This is a genomic window from Microbacterium sp. UBA1097, from assembly GCF_002313585.1.
Taxonomy (GTDB): Bacteria; Actinomycetota; Actinomycetes; order Actinomycetales; family Microbacteriaceae; genus Microbacterium.
Genome location: NZ_DCBW01000038.1, coordinates 135,894 through 152,342, shown reverse-complemented (window position 1 = coordinate 152,342; position 16,449 = coordinate 135,894). Strand labels below are relative to the sequence as shown.

Annotated in this window: 15 protein-coding genes; 6 read left to right on the top strand and 9 right to left on the bottom strand. The window is 68.6% G+C overall.

Going from position 1 to position 16,449, the window contains the following annotated elements; genetic code table 11:
* The 3 genes from B4F19_RS09515 to B4F19_RS09505 all read right to left on the bottom strand — a co-directional run.
* Positions 1–523: circularly permuted type 2 ATP-grasp protein (locus B4F19_RS09515; RefSeq protein WP_292734442.1), on the bottom strand; the 523-nt coding region annotated here is incomplete at its 3' end.
* The gene (locus B4F19_RS09510) at positions 520–3,792 is read right to left on the bottom strand and encodes a DUF2126 domain-containing protein (protein WP_292727778.1); all 3,273 of its coding nucleotides are present in this window, start codon (positions 3,790–3,792) and stop codon (positions 520–522) included. The genes B4F19_RS09510 and B4F19_RS09515, both read right to left, overlap by 4 nt.
* Positions 3,793–3,862: 70 nt before the next feature.
* Positions 3,863–4,519 (bottom strand): alpha/beta hydrolase, encoded by a 657-nt coding sequence (locus B4F19_RS09505; protein ID WP_292734439.1) that lies wholly within the window; start codon positions 4,517–4,519, stop codon positions 3,863–3,865.
* 22 nt (positions 4,520–4,541) lie between these two features.
* Here B4F19_RS09505 and B4F19_RS09500 point away from each other — a divergent pair, with 22 nt between their 5' ends.
* The 4 genes from B4F19_RS09500 to B4F19_RS09485 all read left to right on the top strand — a co-directional run bounded on the left by B4F19_RS09500 (position 4,542) and on the right by B4F19_RS09485 (position 7,926).
* A complete protein-coding gene (locus B4F19_RS09500; RefSeq protein WP_292727775.1) occupies positions 4,542–5,210 on the top strand; it encodes an NUDIX hydrolase family protein in 669 nt (222 codons plus the stop codon).
* Between the two features lie 14 nt (positions 5,211–5,224).
* Positions 5,225–6,067 carry a helix-turn-helix domain-containing protein gene (locus tag B4F19_RS09495; RefSeq protein WP_228177369.1) on the top strand — a complete coding sequence of 281 codons (843 nt, stop codon included), beginning with the start codon at positions 5,225–5,227 and terminating at the stop codon, positions 6,065–6,067.
* 68 nt (positions 6,068–6,135) lie between these two features.
* Entirely contained in the window at positions 6,136–7,404 is a 1,269-nt protein-coding gene (locus B4F19_RS09490) for a cell division initiation protein (RefSeq protein ID WP_292734436.1), read from the top strand.
* 30 nt (positions 7,405–7,434) lie between these two features.
* Positions 7,435–7,926: a bifunctional nuclease family protein gene (locus tag B4F19_RS09485; protein ID WP_228177367.1), complete on the top strand. Its 492-nt coding sequence runs from the start codon at positions 7,435–7,437 to the stop codon at positions 7,924–7,926.
* Here B4F19_RS09485 and B4F19_RS09480 read toward each other — a convergent pair.
* A complete protein-coding gene (locus tag B4F19_RS09480) occupies positions 7,880–8,500 on the bottom strand; it encodes a LacI family DNA-binding transcriptional regulator (protein WP_366768002.1) in 621 nt (206 codons plus the stop codon). The two genes, B4F19_RS09485 and B4F19_RS09480, sit on opposite strands and share 47 nt — an antisense overlap.
* On the opposite strand from B4F19_RS09480, the gene B4F19_RS09475 reads away from it, so the two are divergent.
* The gene (locus B4F19_RS09475; RefSeq protein WP_347425170.1) at positions 8,452–9,144 is read left to right on the top strand and encodes an alpha-L-arabinofuranosidase C-terminal domain-containing protein; all 693 of its coding nucleotides are present in this window, start codon (positions 8,452–8,454) and stop codon (positions 9,142–9,144) included. The two genes, B4F19_RS09480 and B4F19_RS09475, sit on opposite strands and share 49 nt — an antisense overlap.
* Before the next feature lie 20 nt (positions 9,145–9,164).
* On the opposite strand, the gene B4F19_RS09470 is transcribed toward B4F19_RS09475, so the two are convergent.
* Both B4F19_RS09470 and B4F19_RS09465 read right to left on the bottom strand, forming a co-directional pair.
* The gene (locus B4F19_RS09470) at positions 9,165–10,229 is read right to left on the bottom strand and encodes a threonine aldolase family protein (RefSeq protein ID WP_292734430.1); all 1,065 of its coding nucleotides are present in this window, start codon (positions 10,227–10,229) and stop codon (positions 9,165–9,167) included.
* Positions 10,230–10,272: 43 nt separating this feature from the next.
* Complete coding sequence (locus B4F19_RS09465) at positions 10,273–11,697, bottom strand: DUF6421 family protein (RefSeq protein ID WP_292727960.1); 1,425 nt, start codon at positions 11,695–11,697, stop codon at positions 10,273–10,275.
* Between the two features lie 109 nt (positions 11,698–11,806).
* Here B4F19_RS09465 and B4F19_RS09460 point away from each other — a divergent pair, with 109 nt between their 5' ends.
* Positions 11,807–12,289 (top strand): Lrp/AsnC family transcriptional regulator, encoded by a 483-nt coding sequence (locus B4F19_RS09460; RefSeq protein WP_292727962.1) that lies wholly within the window; start codon positions 11,807–11,809, stop codon positions 12,287–12,289.
* Positions 12,290–12,306: 17 nt separating this feature from the next.
* Here B4F19_RS09460 and B4F19_RS09455 read toward each other — a convergent pair whose 3' ends face one another.
* From B4F19_RS09455 to B4F19_RS09445, 3 genes are all read right to left on the bottom strand, one after another.
* Positions 12,307–13,806: a CoA-acylating methylmalonate-semialdehyde dehydrogenase gene (locus B4F19_RS09455; RefSeq protein WP_292727964.1), complete on the bottom strand. Its 1,500-nt coding sequence runs from the start codon at positions 13,804–13,806 to the stop codon at positions 12,307–12,309.
* A 47-nt stretch (positions 13,807–13,853) separates the two neighbouring features.
* Entirely contained in the window at positions 13,854–15,161 is a 1,308-nt protein-coding gene (locus B4F19_RS09450; protein ID WP_228177357.1) for an aspartate aminotransferase family protein, read from the bottom strand.
* A gap of 66 nt (positions 15,162–15,227) precedes the next feature.
* Positions 15,228–16,400, bottom strand: coding sequence for an ABC transporter substrate-binding protein (locus tag B4F19_RS09445; protein WP_292734426.1), 1,173 nt, complete (start codon positions 16,398–16,400; stop codon positions 15,228–15,230).
* Positions 16,401–16,449: the final 49 nt, after the last annotated feature.

The following is a 16,449-nucleotide window of genomic DNA, read 5'->3' as shown; positions in this document are numbered from 1 at the left end:
CCCGCCACTCGCCGTCGCCGTCGCGCCCGAGATCGGTGGCGCTGAACAGCAGGGGGTGCGGGTCGGTGGATCCGGTTCCGGCGACCGCCCGGATGTAGCCGGCGTGCCCCAGCACTGTCGCTGCAGGCAGGATGCCTTCGCGCAGCATCCGGCGCTCGCCGTAGACGTCCACGAGCAGAGCGTTGAGGAGTTCGGCGCGCTGCGCGAGTCCGACATCGAGCTTGGCCCAGTCGCTGCTGTCGAGCACGAGGGGCACGGGATCCAGGCGCCACGGCTCGGGTTCGGAGTCGGCCGGGTTGTAGGTCACGCCGTCATCGGCCAGGAGTGCCCCGACTTCGCGGTTCAGTCGCGACAGGTCGTCGATGGTGAGGGTGAGTGCTCCGGGGGCCATCGCGCGCCACGCGGGTCGCAACGTGCCGTCGGGTGCGATGACCTCGTCGAAGCGCGCCGAGGATCCCCGGGGTGAAGCGAAGGGCAGCGTGGGTTGGGTGACCGCGGCGGCATAGTCGCGGAGGACGCTCACGCCGGGGCGATCCTGCGCAGGTCGAGGGTGTGCGGATAGTCGGCGGATGCCGCGTGGCGGCCGCGCTCGCGGAGGGCGCCCACATCGACGTGCCCGGGAGTGTGTCCGTGGGCCTCGAAGCGGCTCGCACGGCGAGCCTCAGCCTCGAACGCGTTCACCGGCGGGTGCTCGTACGCCCGTCCGCCCGGGTGGACGACGTGGTAGGTAGCGCCGCCGAGGCTCGCCTCGGCACGCGTGTCGATCACGTCGACGGTCAGCGGCGAGTGCACCTCGATCGAGGGATGCAGCGCCGACCACGGCTGCCAGGCGCGATAGCGCACGCCCGCGTAGAACTCGCCGAGCGTGCCGGTCGAGGTGAGAGGCACAGGTACACCATTGCACGTCACAAGGTGTCGGCGCTCGTCGATGCCGCGCACCGTGACCTGAATGCGCTCCACAGAGGAGTCCACGTAGCGCGCGGTTCCCGATCCCGTGGCTTCTTCGCCGAGCACGTGCCACGGTTCGATCGCCTGCCGAAGTTCGAGTTCGATGCGTGCTCCGGGCGCCGAGATCCGAGCCAGCCCGATGCGCGGGAAGCGGAACTCTGCGAAGGCGTCGAGCCAGGACTGCTCGAACGGGATGCCCGCGCGGTTCAGGTCGTCGACGACGCCTTCGATATCGAGCAGCGTCCCGTGAGGGAGGAGGAATTCGTCGTGAAGGCGCGTTCCCCAGCGCACGAGCGGCTCGTCGTAGGGCGTGTCCCAGAACCAGGCGATGAGGCTGCGCACCAGGAGAGCCTGGACGAGGGCGAGTTCGGGATGCGGCGGCATCTCGAATCCGCGGAGTTCGAGCAGCCCGAGGCGTCCCCGGCTGGAGTCGGGGCTGTACAGCTTGTCGATGCAGAACTCGGCCCGGTGGGTGTTCCCGGTCAGGTCGGTCAAGAGGTGGCGCAGGGCCCGGTCCACGATCCAGGGGCGGGCGCTGCCGCCGGCGGCTGCAGCCTCGGCATCCAGCCGCCGCAGCTCGCGCAGCGCGACCTCCATCTCGTACACAGCCTCGGGCCTGCCCTCGTCGAAACGCGGAGCTTGGCTCGTGGGGCCGATGAACCGCCCCGAGAAGAGGTAGGACAGGCTCGGATGCCGCTGCCAGTAGGTGATCAGGCTTGCCAGCAGGTCGGGGCGACGAAGCAGCGGCGAGTCGATGGGCTGAATGCCGCCGATCGTGATGTGGTTGCCGCCGCCGGTTCCGGTGTGCAGGCCGTCGAGGTCGAACTTCTCGGTGGACAGGCGGCTGCGCCGGGCAAGGTCGTAGAGCGATGTGGTCAGCTCGCGCTGCTGCGCCCACGACGACACCGGCTGCACGTTCACCTCGATGACGCCGGGATCGGGGGTCACGACGAGCTGCTCGAGCCGCGTGTCGGGCGGCGGCGCATACCCCTCGATCACGAGACGGATGCCGGTGGCAGAGGCCGCCTGCTCGAGGACGTGCAGCAGGTCGGTGTAGTCCTCGAGGTGCGCGACCGGGGGGAGGAAGACGTGCACCTGACCATCGCGGGCCTCGAACGCGACAGCGGTGGTCGCGGTGGTTGCCACACCCTGCAGCGACACGTCCGGGATCTCGGGCTCGCGAAGCGGTGACTCTTCGAGATACGAGGGTTCTGCCGTCAGCTCCGGGGGTGTCCACGACACCGAATCCAGCGGCAGGCGCAGGCCGATGGGGCTCGTGCCGGGGCTGAGTACGAGCCGGCCGCGACGGAACGTCCACACGGGGCTCGTCCAGTGCCCGTCGGTCGTGAGGGGCAAGACCCAGCCGGTGGGGGTGTCGACATCACGGTCGAGGGCGGCGAGGTCGTGCTCGTCGAATCCCTCGACGTCGGTGGGTTCACCGGCGGGTTTGCGCACCTCCGCCGCCAGCGCCGCGAGCGGGTCTTCGTAGGCGGGCAGCAGGCGGCTATTCGGGATGCCGAGGGTCTGGGTGACGCGCCGGGCCAGGGTTTCGGCATCCGTCGTCGCGCCTGGCTGGGGTTCATCGGACCACGGGTCGGCGAACAGGGACGGGTCGTTCCACAGCGGCACCCCGTCTTTGCGCCACTGCAGCGCGATGTTCCAGCGAGGCAGCGGCTCGCCCGGGTACCACTTGCCCTGGCCGCGGTGCACGATGCCGCCGCCCGCGTACCGCTCGCGCAGCTTCTCGGCGAGCGTGTCTGCGAGCTCCCGCTTGTGGTCGCCGTCGGCGTCGGTGTTCCATTCGGGGGCCGTCGCATCATCGACCGAGACGAACGTCGGCTCGCCGCCCATGGTCAGGCGCACATCCGCGGCGGTCAGCCGTTCATCGACGGCCTCGCCGAGCTCGTCGATGCGCTGCCACTGCGCGTCGGTGTAGGGGCGGGTCGTGCGGGGGTCCTCGTGGATGCGGCGCACCTCGTTGTGGAACGAGAACTCCACCTCGACAGCCTCGGTAGCACCCGAGATGGGGGCAGCCGACGAGGGTTCGGGTGTGGCGCTCAGCGGAATGTGGCCCTCGCCCGCGAACAGGCCGCTCGTGGCATCCAGTCCGATCCAGCCGGCGCCGGGCACGTAGACCTCAGCCCAGGCGTGCAGGTCGGTGAAGTCGGCGGCTGGCCCGCTGGGCCCGTCGAGCGACGCCTGGTCGGGGGCGAGCTGGATGAGGTAGCCCGAGACAAAGCGCGCGGCCAGACCGTACTGACGCAGCAGGCTGACGAGCAGCCACGCGCTGTCGCGGCATGAGCCGATGCCGCTGCGCAGCGTGTGGTTCGGGGTCTGCACTCCGGCTTCCATCCGCACGCTGTATGAGACCCGCTGCTGCACGGCGCGGTTCAGGTCGGCGAGGAACGTGACGGTCGGAACTCCGTCCTCGGGCAGCGGCGGCAGGGTCTCGCGCCATCTTTGGGCGCGACCGCTGCCGGGGACAGAACGCAGGTAGGGGGCGAGATCGGATGCCAGGTCCGGGCGGTACTCGAAGGGGAACCGCTCCGCGTACTCCTCGATGAAGAAGTCGAGCGGATTGATGACCATCATGTCGGCGACCAGGCCTACCGTGATCTCGAGCCGGTCCACCTTCTCGGGAAAGACCAGGCGGGCCACCCAGTTACCGAAGGGATCCTGCTGCCAGTTGACGAAGTGGTTCTTCGGACTGACCTCGAGCGAGTACGCCTCGATGGGGGTCCGTGAGTGCGGGGCCGGCCTCAGTCGAACGAGGTGGGGTGCGACCGAGATCGGCCGGGCGAACTCGTACGCGGTGCGGTGCTCGAGAGCCACCTTGATCGACATGCACACAGCGTGGCGGAGAACTGTTGCGCGCGGGTTACGGTTTGCCGACCAGTCCGACCTGTCCCGACCCTCAGAGCGCGGCGAGTTGTGCGTCGAGGAACTCGCGGACGTCGGCGAGTTCCTGCTCCGAGACACTGTGCGTCAGTCCCGGGTACGCGCCGCCCGAGAGCGTGGCGTGGGCGGGCAGCCACTGCATCGTGTGCTCAACGAGCGCCTGGGGGATGACGTCATCGTGGGTTCCGCGGCCCCAGAACACCGGCGGCTTTCGCTCGGCCATCGCCGCATCGCCCTCCAGGTCGCCCGGGGTGACGTAGCCGCTGAGGTTGACGGCGAACGCGAACCGGTGCGGCTCCAGCCGCAGCGCTTGCATCGAGACCGCCGCACCCTGCGAGAAACCGAGAAGCCCGACCGGGTCGTCGCCCGCGAGGGTGTCGACCCACTCGATGAGGCGACGCGCGGCGTCCGTCACCCGCGACGGGTCGCGGCCATCCAGTCCTTCGATCGGATACCAGGAGTATCCCGGCGCGGGCCACGGGGGCGTGAGGGGTGCGCGAACGGCGGCGACCGTGACGTCCGCCGGAAGGTACGGCCGTAGCCCGAACAGATCGTGTTCGTCGGACCCGTAGCCGTGCAGCAGCACGAGCAGCGGCCGCCCGGCGCGGTCCTCGGGGTCGCTCGACCAGAGGACCGTATCGTCGGCGAGCGCCGGCGTGTCGATCTCGCTCATGGCCTCAGGGTATACAAGAGACATGCCGGTACGGACCCCAGACCCTGACCCCAACGAGCGCGATGACGAGGGAGCGCCCCGCGATCCGCTGGGCGGGATCGGCTCCTCGTTCGGTCGCGCCGGTCATCCCGTCGGCGACGGAAGCTTCGGATCTCCCGCCCCCGGCAACGCCTCCAATCCGGGTTGGCTCACCGACATCGAACTCGCCGAGGCGCGACGGCGCCTGCCCATGCTCTACGTCGAGGCGCTCCCGGTGCGCACTGACGGTGTGGGCCTGGTCACCGAGGTCGGCATCCTGCTTCGCGCTACCCCCCTCGGTGAGATCACCCGCTCGCTCGTCTCGGGGCGCGTCCGCTACGGCGAGACTGTTCGCGACGCGCTGTTCCGCCACCTCGAGAACGACCTCGGACCGATGGCGTTCCCGCTGCTGCCCCCACAGCCCGTGCCGTTCACGGTCGCCGAGTACTTCCCGATTCCGGGCGTCAGTCCGTTCTTCGATGACCGTCAGCACGCGGTCTCGCTCGCGTTCGTCGTGCCCGTGACCGGCACGTGCGAACCGCGCCAGGACGCGCTCGAGGTCACGTGGATGTCGCCGGAGGAAGCGGCATCCGACTCGCTGGCGGACGAGATGGAAGGTGGCAGGGGAACGCTCGTGCGCCTTGCGCTGGCCAGCGTCGGCGCGCTGCGCTGACTCCCGGAGAGTCGATGCCTACCAACGTCCAGCTCGTCGAGTTCGCCGTCGGACTCCCGATCGCTCTAGGGATCTCGTACCTCATCGCGCTCGCAATGCGGCGGCTGTTCCGAGAGCGCCTCCCCCTGTCGCTCCCGGTGATGATCCTCACCTCCGTGGTAGGGACCGCGATCGGGCTGTTCATCGCGGGATGGTTCGTCGTGGACGCCCGCCTGTGGACGCCGTTGACCCTGCTGATCGCGTTCGGTTCCAGCATCCTGGTCACTTTCGCCGTTTCGGGGCTGTTCGTCGGTCTGCGGCGTGACCCCGGCAAGGTCGACATCGGCGCGCTGCTGGCTGCCGGAGAGTCCGATCGCGTCGAGTTCAAAGAGACGGCGCGGTGGAACGTGCGGGAGAACAAGAAGGACGCGCGGATGGAGCAGGTGGTCGCAAAGACCGTCGCCGCCTTCCTCAACAGTGGCGGCGGAACTCTGGTCGTGGGCGCCAGCGACGATGGCGAGGCTCTGGGGCTTGGCCGCGATCTCGCGACCCTTCGCACTCCCGATGCCGACCGCTTCGAGCTGTGGTTGCGCGACATGCTCTCCACGCTCCTGGGGCGCAACGCGGCGGCGTTGCCGATCGTGAGGTTTCCCACGGCGCCGAACGGGGAGATGGTCTGCGCGATCGTTTGTCCGCCCTCGCCACGACCCGTTTTCGTGACGCAGGCGAAGGACGGATCCTCGACGGAACTGTGGGTTCGGGTGGGCAATTCCACGCGCTCCTTCGCGGTCGACGAGGCTGTCGAGTACGTTGCGCGGCACTGGGCTCGTCGGGGCGTGCTGCGACGCACGGCCGATCCCAAGCATCCCGCTACCTGATCGTCATCTGGGCGCGGTACGGTGTGTGCGCTCGGGGGAGATTGATCCCGCACGTCCCGGAGGACCGGATGCCCGACAACGCCCCATCTGCTCACACCGACGCATCGCTGTCGACTCCGTTCGATGAGCTCATGAATGCTGCGCCGGATTCCAGGTTCTCGACGGGCGGCACCGGATTTGCCACTGTCTTCCGTGGCTACGACCGCGACGACGTGGATGCCGCGGTCTCGCGGCTCACGGCGAACCTTGCGACTGAATCACAGCGCGCCGTCGAGAGCGCCGCGCGCGCCGACGCCGCCGCAGAACGCGTTGCCCGCCTCGAGGGGGATCTCACCGCCGTCCGCGCCCAACTGGCAGAAGCCGAGAGTCGCATCGCTGCGCTCACCGAGGAACTCGCCGACGGTTCGGCAGCCTCGCCGAACCGGCGCCATTTCGAAGAGGTGCTGCGGGTCGCCGAAGAGCAGGCGAGCACCATCATCCACAACGCCACGAACCAGGCCGACAAACTGCTCCAGGCTGCAAGCGCCGAAGGCGACAGTCGTCGCGCCGAGGCCGAGGCCGATGCCGCGCAGATCATCGCGCGGGCGAACAGCGAGGCCGAGCAGGTCCGGCTGCGGATGCAGACGGAGCTGACCGCTCACACTGCTCGCCTCGAGCGTGAGGCCGCAGCGTCGGCGGATGCTGTCGTCCAGGCCGAGCAGGAGGCGGCAGCGATCCGTACCGAGGCGGAGAAGGCTGCGGCTACCACTCGCGCCGCTGTCGCGCGGGAGACCGAGCAGTCGCGGGCCGCCGCTGAAGAGGCGGTGCGCGAGCTGCGGATGCGGGCTGCTGAGTTCGAGGAGTCGCTGACCCGCCGTCAGGATGACGCGCAGCAGGAGTTCCTGGTGCTGCACAATCAGGCGGTCGCGCACGCCGAGCGCATCACGACCGACGCCAACGCGCAGGTCGCGGCAGCCCTCGAGCATTCGCAGCGTATTACCGCCAAGGCCGACGACTTCGACAAGCTCATGCGATCGCAGGCGCAGCAGATCGAGGCCGACGCGAGGATGCGGGCGTCCGAGCACCTCGAACGCGCACGCGAGAAGGCGCAGCGCATCATCGACGCGGTGACGGCCCAGGCCGACACGGTGCTCCGCGACGCGGAGGATCGCACCCGGCAGCTGCGCTGGCAGCAGCACCAGCTCACGAGCTTCATGGCCGAGGTCAAGGAGATGATCCGTCCGGACGGTGTGAGCGCGCAGCCCCCGTCATCCGAGTGGGAGCCATCCGAGTACCGCGACGCCGCCGCGGGTGCCGACATCGCGCCGACCGGAGACGGTGCCGCCGAGCACGCGTAGTCTGGCCGGAGCCCGTGAGGGAGGTTCGGCATGGTCCAGGTACGCGTCGCCGGGGTGGCGATGGACTCGATGGCACAGCACGTCATCCTGCTCAAACCGCTGGGTGATGCTCCCGGGACCGGGTCGATCGTTCCCATCTGGATCGGTGCCCAGGAGGCGACATCCATCCTCGTCGCCGTCGAACACGCGGTGACACCGCGACCGCTTGCTCACGACCTCATGTCGGTGATGCTGAAGCAGTTGCACGCCCAGGTGACGCGCGTCGAGGTGACCCGGATCACGGACGGCACGTTCTATGCCGAGATCACCATCGTCCACGGCGACCAGGTTCTTGTCATCGACGCGCGACCATCGGATGCGATCGCGTTGGCGTCGCGAACGGGGGCCGCGATCTGGGTGGCAGACGCGGTTCTCGAGGAAGCCGGCATGCCCGACATGCTCGACGAGGATGACGCTGAAGTGTCAGTCGACGAGTTCAAACGCTTTCTCGACGAGGTCGATCCCGAGGACTTTCGCGGCTGAGCGTCTCGGGGCCGGCGCCTGAGGTGCCGGTCGAGCCGCGTACCACCAGGGTCGTCGGCAATTCGATGATGCGCGCTTGTGGGTCGGCGCCGTGGGCGATGGCGACGAGTTCATCGATAGCGGCCGCCGCCATCTCACGAATCGGCTGGCGAACCGTCGTCAGGGCGGGCTGAACCCACTTCGCTCCCCGCACGTCATCGAACCCGACCACGAGAACGTCCTGTCCCACCCGCATGCCGAGGTCGGCGGCGGCGCGATACACCCCGATGGCCATCTCGTCCGAGATCGCGAAGACGCCGATCGGCCCGGATGCCGCGGCCTCGCGCAGCGCGGGAAGGCTTGCGCGCCAGGCGCCCGGGGAGCTCCAGTCCGCGCGGATCCGGTGAATGGTGGCGGTCGGATGCCGGGAACGCACCGTGGTCTCGAAGCCGTCCACGCGTGCACGTCCGAAGCGGTATGACGGTGCGGCATCCACGACGATGAACTGCTCGGCTCCGGCGTCGAGCAGGTGCTCTGCGGCCGACCATGGCGTACGCGGCAGGCATCGAGCGGATTCTCGCTTCCCACGTCGCACTCATGGACGCCTACGACCCTCGCGGGCGCATCGACCTCGTCTGCGACGAGTGGGGCACCTGGTGGAACGTCGAGGAAGGAACGAATCCCGGGTTCCTGTTCCAACAGAACACCGTGCGCGATGCCTTGGTCGCGGGCTTGCACTTCGATATCTTCCACCGGCACGCGCGCCGGCTGACGATGGCCAACATCGCCCAGGCCGTCAACGTGCTGCAGGCCATGATCCTCACCGACGGCGAGAGCCTCGTGCTGACACCCACCTACCACGTGTTCGAGATGAACAAGGGTCACCAGGATGCGTTGCAGCTGGGCGCTCACGTCCTCGAGGTGCCGAGCGAGACGGTGGGGGATGAGGACCTACCGTTGTTGTCGCTCTCGGCATCCGTCAAGGACGAGACCGCCCTGGTGTCGTTGACGCACCTCTCGGCACACGACGACCTCGATGTCCGCATCGACCTGCGCGGTCGTGCTGCCACCGTTGTCCGTGCCCGGGTACTCACCGCCGAGAGCGCGTCGGACTTCAACGACCCGAGTGCACCCGATCGGGTGGCGCCGGTGTCGCTGGAGACGCGGATCGAGGACGGCATGCTCTCGGTGCGGCTCCCGGCGCACTCCTTCGCGACCGTCGAGCTCAATCTGGGTTGAGGGAGCCCGCGCGAGGTGCCTCAGGCGTTTGTCGCGCGGGCGATCGCCTCGATCAGGGCGTCGATGTCGGACTCGGTGGTGTCGAAGCTGCACACCCACCGAACCTCGCCGACCGAGGCATCCCAGTCGTAGAACCGGAAGCTCTCGCGCACGCGCTCGGCAGCTCCCGGCGGCAGGGTGGCGAAGATGCCGTTGGCCTGCGTCTGCTGTGTGAAGCCGACCCCGGTGATGGTGCCCGCGGCGATCGCTTCCTCGAGCCCACGCCGCAGCCGCGCTGCCATCGCGTTGGCATGGCGTGCGTTACGCAGGAACAGGTCGCCCTCGTACAGCGCGACGAGCTGGGCTGAGACGAACCGCATCTTCGAGGCCAGCTGCATGTTCATCTTGCGCAGGTAGTGCAGCCCCACGGATGCCGACTCGTTGAGCACCACGATCGCTTCAGCGGCAAGCGCCCCGTTCTTGGTGCCGCCGACGCTGACCACATCGACACCCGCATCCGTCGTGAAGGCATGCAGGGGGAGGCCCAGGGCCGCGGCGGCATTCGAGATCCGAGCGCCGTCCATGTAGAGGAGCATTCCGCGCTCGTGGACGTGGTCCGCGATCGCCCGGATCTCGGCCGGCGTATAGAGCGTGCCGAGTTCGCTCGACTGCGTGATGGCGACAACCAGCGGCTGAGCGCGGTGTTCATCACCCCACCCCCACGCCTCGGTGTCGATCAGCTCGGGCGTCAGCTTGCCGTAGGGAGTCGGGATCGTCAGGAGCTTGATGCCGCCGACCTTCTCGGGCGCGCCCCCTTCGTCGCTGTTGACGTGTGCCGTGGATGCCGCGATCACCGCCCCCCACCGGGGCAGCATCGACTGCAGTGCCGTGACGTTCGCGCCCGTGCCGTTGAAGACCGGGAACACCTCGACGGGCTTGCCGAAGTGACCAGCGAACACACCGTGGAGCCGTTCGGTCACCGAATCGGCGCCATACGCGGGCTCGTGATCGACGTTCGCGGCGGCGATCGCTGCGAGCACCTCGGGATGGATGCCGGAATAGTTGTCGGAGGCGAAGCCGCGGGCGTGGACGGGGGTGCTGGTCACCGTCTCAGCCTACGGTTCGCGCAGGCGTGCACTCGCGAGGCCGTCATGCGTCGCCAGCCCGGATGCCGGCCGTCGAGGCGATCACCGGGCGCATCTTCTTCTCCAGTGCTTCGTAGAACATCGACAGCGGGAACTCGTCGTCGAGCACGGCATCCGTGTAGCCCGAGAGGGGGCCAGCGAGCACGTCGTCGGGGAGTCCCCGGTTCCACCGCGAGGCGGGGTGGGGCGGCAGCGTCTGGCGGATGAGGTCGTAGGCGGCCAACCAGTGCACGGGCTTGGGGCGGTCGATCGAGGCCCAGTACAACTCGTCGATGCTGTCGGCGAGCGCAACGACGGCGGCAGGGACGGCGTCCCAGTCGATCGACAGGGCGGTATCGGTCCAGTTGAGCACGCCGCGCTGATGCAGCCAGGCGAACAGCAACTGCCCGCCCAGCCCGTCGTAATTGCGCACCCGGGAGCCCGTGATCGCGAAGCGGAAGATGCGGTCGAACACGACGGCGTACTGGACCAGTCGCGCGTGTTCGAGTGTTTCCTCCTCGGTCCCGCTCAGCGGCTCTCCGCCCTCGAGCCGAGCCTGCAGCCGCTCGTGGATCCGCACGCTCTCGCGGAAGGCGGTCAGATCGCAGCGCAGTTCCTCGAGGGCGTACAGGAAGTACGGCATCCGCTGCTTGATCATGAACGGGTCGAACGGCAGATCGCCCCGCATGTGGGTGCGGTCGTGGATGAGATCCCACATCACGAACGTGCGCTCGGCGAGGGCGGCGTCATCCAGCATTCGAGCCGCGTCGGCGGGAAGGTCGAGCTTCGTGATCTCGGCCGCCGCGCGGACGACCCGGCGGTAGCGGGCAGCCTCGCGGTCCTGGAAGATCCCTCCCCACGTGAAGGTCGGGATCTCGCGCATCGCCACGGTCTCGGGAAAGAGCACAGCAGAGTTCGTGTCATAGCCCGACGTGAAATCGATCAGGCGCAGCGAGACGAAGAGGGCATTGCCGTAGTCGGTGCTCTCGAGCTCGGCGACGAATTCTGGCCAGATGGCCTCGACCAGCACGGCTTCGACGTGGCGCTGGCGCGATCCGTTCTGCGTGTACATCGGGAAGACGACGAGGTGACGGATGCCGTCCACGCGCTGCCGCTGCGGTTGGAACTCCACGAGCGAGTCGAGGAAGTCCGGGATGCCGAATCCGCTCTCGACCCAGCGGTTGAAGTCCCGGGTGAGGGCGTTGAGGTAGTCGCTATCGTGCGGGAATGCGGGTGCCAGCTCCTCGACGGCGCGCATGATCGCCCCGACGTGCTCGCGGGCGGCGGCGTGATGCGCGGCATCCGGAATCGAGCCGTCGGCAGCCTGCAGCGGGTGCAGCGCCTCGGCTGCTGACTTCAACGCAAGCCAGGCCGCGGACACCTCGACCGAGGCGGCGATCTCGGCGGGCGCGAGGGGAGTGAGGGGTGCGGGGGACGACAGGGTCGACATGAGGCCTCCGAACGTAGGGTCGTCGCGAGTCTAGATTTTCTCCGTTCCTAATGCGTTTGGGCAGGAATATTTCCGGCTTTCGGCCGTTGCGGTCGATAGGCTCGTTCGCATGGTTCCGGAAACGCTGCTCCCTCGGCTCGATGACGACACCGATGCCCGCATCCTGCGCGCGCTATCGGTGGATGCGCGTGCGACTCTCGCCGACCTGTCAGGGGCAGTCGGTCTGTCGGTGTCGGCGGTGCAAGCGCGGGTGCGCCGACTGGAGAGCCGCGGGATCATCGCGGGTTACCGGGTCGTCGTTGATCCCGAGGCGGTCGGGAAGCCCCTCGCCGCGTTCGTCGAGATCACCCCGCTCGACCCGGCTCAGCCCGACACGGCCCCCGAGCTGCTCGCCCACCTCGAGGAGATCGAGGCGTGCCATTCGGTTGCGGGAGCGGCGAGCTACCTCCTGCTGGTGCGGGTCGCCACTCCGCGGCACCTCGAGTCGCTGTTGCGAGAGGTTCGCGCGGCAGCCAATGTGAGCACGCGAACGACCGTCGTGCTCCAGACGTTCTACGAGAACAGGCCGGTCGCGCCCGCTGCCCGCACCTGACGCGCGGCAGCTGCGGGTCACGTGTTCTGCGGGAACCCCAGGTTGACGCCGCCGTGCGAGGGGTCGAGCCAGCGAGACGTGACAGCCTTCTCTCGCGTGAAGAACGAGAAGGCCTGCGGTCCGTACGCCTTCGCGTCGCCGAACAGCGACGCCTTCCATCCGCCGAACGAGTGGTACGCGACCGGCACCGGGATGGGCACGTTGATGCCGACCATTCCGACGCTCACCTCGCGTTGGAACCGTCGCGCTGCGCCGCCGTCGTTCGTGAAGATCGCGGTGCCGTTGCCGTACGGGCTCGCGTTGATGATCTCGATCGCCTCGTCGTACGCGCCGACGCGCACGACCGACAGGACCGGCCCGAAGATCTCGTCGCGATACGCGGCAGACGAGGTCGGCACGGCGTCGAGCAGGGTGGGACCGAGCCAGAAGCCCCCGGGTTCGCCGTCGACCTCGACACCCGCGCCGTCGACCACGACCGTCGCACCGTCGTCGCGGGCGACCCCGATGTACGAGGCCACCTTGTCGCGGTGCGCCGCCGTGATGAGCGGGCCCATGTCGCACCCGCGCAGACCGTCACCGGTGCGCAGCGTCGCCATGCGTTCGGCGATCTTGTCGACGAGGGTGTCCGCGATCGAGTCGACCGCGAGCACGACGGACACCGCCATGCACCGCTCGCCCGCCGAACCGAAACCGGCATTGACCGCCGAGTCGGCCGCGAGGTCGAGGTCGGCATCCGGCAGCACCAGCATGTGGTTCTTCGCTCCGCCCAGAGCCTGCACGCGCTTGCCGTGCGCGCTCGCGGTCTCGTAGATGTACTTCGCGATGGGGGTCGAGCCGACGAACGACACCGACGCGATGTCGGGGTGCTCGAGGATCGCGTCGACGGCCTCCTTGTCGCCGTGCACGACCGAGAGCACTCCCGCCGGCAGCCCCGCCTCGGCGTAGCGCTCTGCGATCCAGTTCGCCGCCGAGGGGTCCTTCTCGCTGGGCTTGAGGACGACCGCGTTGCCGGCGGCCAGGGCGATCGGCACGAACCACAAGGGAACCATGGCGGGGAAGTTGAAGGGACTGATCACACCGACCACCCCGAGGGGTTGGCGCAGAGTGTACACATCGACGCCCGTCGACACGCTCTCGGAGTACTCACCCTTGAGCAGGTGCGGTGCGGCGCAGGCGAACTCGACGACCTCCAGGCCCCGGGCGATCTCGCCGTGAGCGTCGGCGAGCACCTTGCCGTGCTCCGACGTGAGGATGCGGGCCAGCTCCTCCTTGCGGGCGTTCAGGATCTCGCGAAAGGCGAACATGACGCCCTGCCGCTTGGCGAGGCTCGCGTCACGCCAGGCGGGTGCCGCGGCGGTCGCGGACGCGACGGCGGCGGCGACGTCGTCGGCTCCGGCCAGGCGCACCTCGCGCTGCGCTTCGCCGCGCGCCGGGTCGTACACCGGCGCCGTACGGGTCGAGGTGCCGGGCCAGGCGGCGCCGCCGACCCAGTGATCGAGGACGGGAAGATCGGACATCGGAGTGCCTTTCGTGAGGCGGGCGGTCTCGGCCGCGCCGGAGGGGGTCAGAGAGCGGCATCCAACAGGGCGAGCACGTCGTCGTAGATCTCGACGGCGCGCGCGACCTCGTCAGCGCTGACGGTGCACGGCGGCACGACATGGATGCGGTTGTCGACGGTGAATGGGAGCAGGCCGCGGGCGAGCATCTCGGACTTCGCCCGCGCGATCTCGCCCGCGCGCAGCGGGTCGCGGGTGTCGCGGTCAGCGACGAGCTCGAGGGCCCAGAACACACCCTCGCCGCGCACTTCCCCGACCACGGGATGGCGTTCGGCGAGGTCGGTGAGCGCGGGGGCGAGCACGTCCGAGCCGATGCGCCGCGCGTTCTCGACGATGCCCTCCGATTCCATGGCGTCGATCGTGGCGACGATCGACGCGGCCGCCAACGGGTGGCCGCTGTAGGTGAGGCCACCGGGAAACACGCGATCGTCGAACGCGTGAGCGATGGGGGCGCTGATCAGTACGCCGCCGATCGGGACGTAGCCAGAGTTGACGCCCTTCGCGAAGGTGATCAGATCGGGCACGACTTCGTGGCCCTCGAAGGCGAACCAGCGACCCGTTCGCCCGAACCCGGCCATCACCTCGTCGAGGATCAGCAGGATGTCGAACTCGTCGGCCAGTTCCCGCACCCCCGCGAGATAACCGGGCGGGGGCAGGAGGACCCCGGCGGTTCCGGGGATCGACTCGAGCAGGATCGCCGCGATCGTCGACGGACCCTCGGCTTCGATCACGCGCCGGAGATGGTGGAGGGCGCGTTCGCACTCCTGCTCGACGCTGTCGGCCCAGAACTCGCTGCGGTACAGGTATGGGCCGAAGAAGTGCACGTGGCCGCGAGCGAACTCGTTCGGCATCCGTCGCCAGTCGCCGGTCGACACGATCGCCGCCCCGGTATTGCCGTGATACGAGCGGTACGTCGAGAGCACTTTGTCGCGTCCCGTGACCAGGCGTGCCATTCGGATCGCGTTCTCGTTCGCGTCGGCCCCACCGTTGGTGAAGAAGACCTTCTCGAAGCCATCCGGTGCGTGCGCCACGATGCGCTGCGCGGCACGACCGCGCGCCAGGTTCGCAGCGGTCGGCGCGATGGTCGTCAGCACATCGGCCTGTGCCGCGATCGCCGACGTGACCGCCGGATGCTGGTGTCCGATGTTCACATTCACGAGCTGGCTCGAGAAGTCGAGGTATCGCTTACCCGACTCGTCCCAGAGCTCGGTGCCGGAGCCGCCCGCGAACACGAGCGGTGACAGCGCCGCCTGCGCCGACCACGAGTGGAACACGTGCGCACGATCGAGATCAAATGCTTCGCTGTCGGTGGTCATGAGCCCTGCTTCGTGGGGGGGGTGATGCCGGGTCGGCCGGCGATGCCGACCGACCCGGCGCGGGAGTTACTGGCCGCCCTCGGTGAGGGTGACCTCGATCGGGGTGTACGTCGCCGAGACGTCGTAGCCCTCCTCGACGAGTTCCGCGAGCGCCTGCTCGATGTACTCGTTCGAGTACGCCGACGCCGGCGGCTCGGCCGTGATGAGGTTCAGTCCGTCCTGGTTGACAGCCGACAGGGCCCCGGCGACAGTCTTGTCCCAGGCCGCCGGGTCCATCACGCCGAACTCCGAACCGTTCCAGATGAGCTTGTTGACCTCGTTCATCATCCACTCCTGGTGCACGGGTCCCACCGGGAAGGCAGCTTCGGCGTTGATCGCGTAGTCGTAGGTGATGGCGGCTGCCTCGACGGGATTGTCGCGGGCGTAGATCCAGCCCTTGGCGATGGCCTTCAGGAACCGCACTGCCGCATCGGCGTATGCCGGGTCGGAGGCCAGGCGCTCGGTGTCGGCCCAGATCGCGTCCTGCAACATCGCGCCCTCGGTCTCTTCGTACGAAATGACGTTGAGGTCCTCGAGAGTGTAGAGCTCACCGGTCTCGGGGTTGACGGTCTCGAGCACCTGCGCGAGTTCGTTGTAGGTCATCGCCTGGGCGGCGTCGACGTCTCCGTCCAGCAGCGCGTTCATGCTGAAGTCCTGCGTCGTGATCGACACCGTCCTGGAGTCGAGGTCCTCGGCGGCCATCGCCGCGAAGATCTCCCACTCGTTGCCGAAGCCCCACGAGCCGATCCGCTTGCCCTCGAAGTCGGCGACGCTCTCGATCCCCGAGTCGGCCCACGACACCTGGGTCGTCCCCGATTCCTGGTAGACCTGCGCGATGTCGGTGAGTTCCGCACCGGTCGCCTCGAGGCTGCCGAGCACCTTCGGGACCCAGGCGATCGCGAAGTCCACGTCGCCGGCGATCAGCGCGTCCTGCGGCACGATGTCACCGCCCGAGGGGACGATCTCGACATCGTCGAAGCCCTCTTCGGCGAAGTAGCCCTGGTCGAGGGCGACGTAGTAGCCCGCGAACTGTGCTTGCGGCAGCCATTGCAGCTGCAAACTCACGGACGTGAGCGGCTCGAACTCGCCGCTGTCTTCGGTCGTTGCGGGTTCGGATGATCCCGCGCACGCCGCCAGTGCGAGTGCGGCGACGGTGAGGGTGGATGCGGCCACGAGGCCGCGTCTGGTGCTGTGTCTCACGGTGTTCCCTTCATCTGTGGGGTGCTCTCTCGGTGGTACGGGTGGTGCT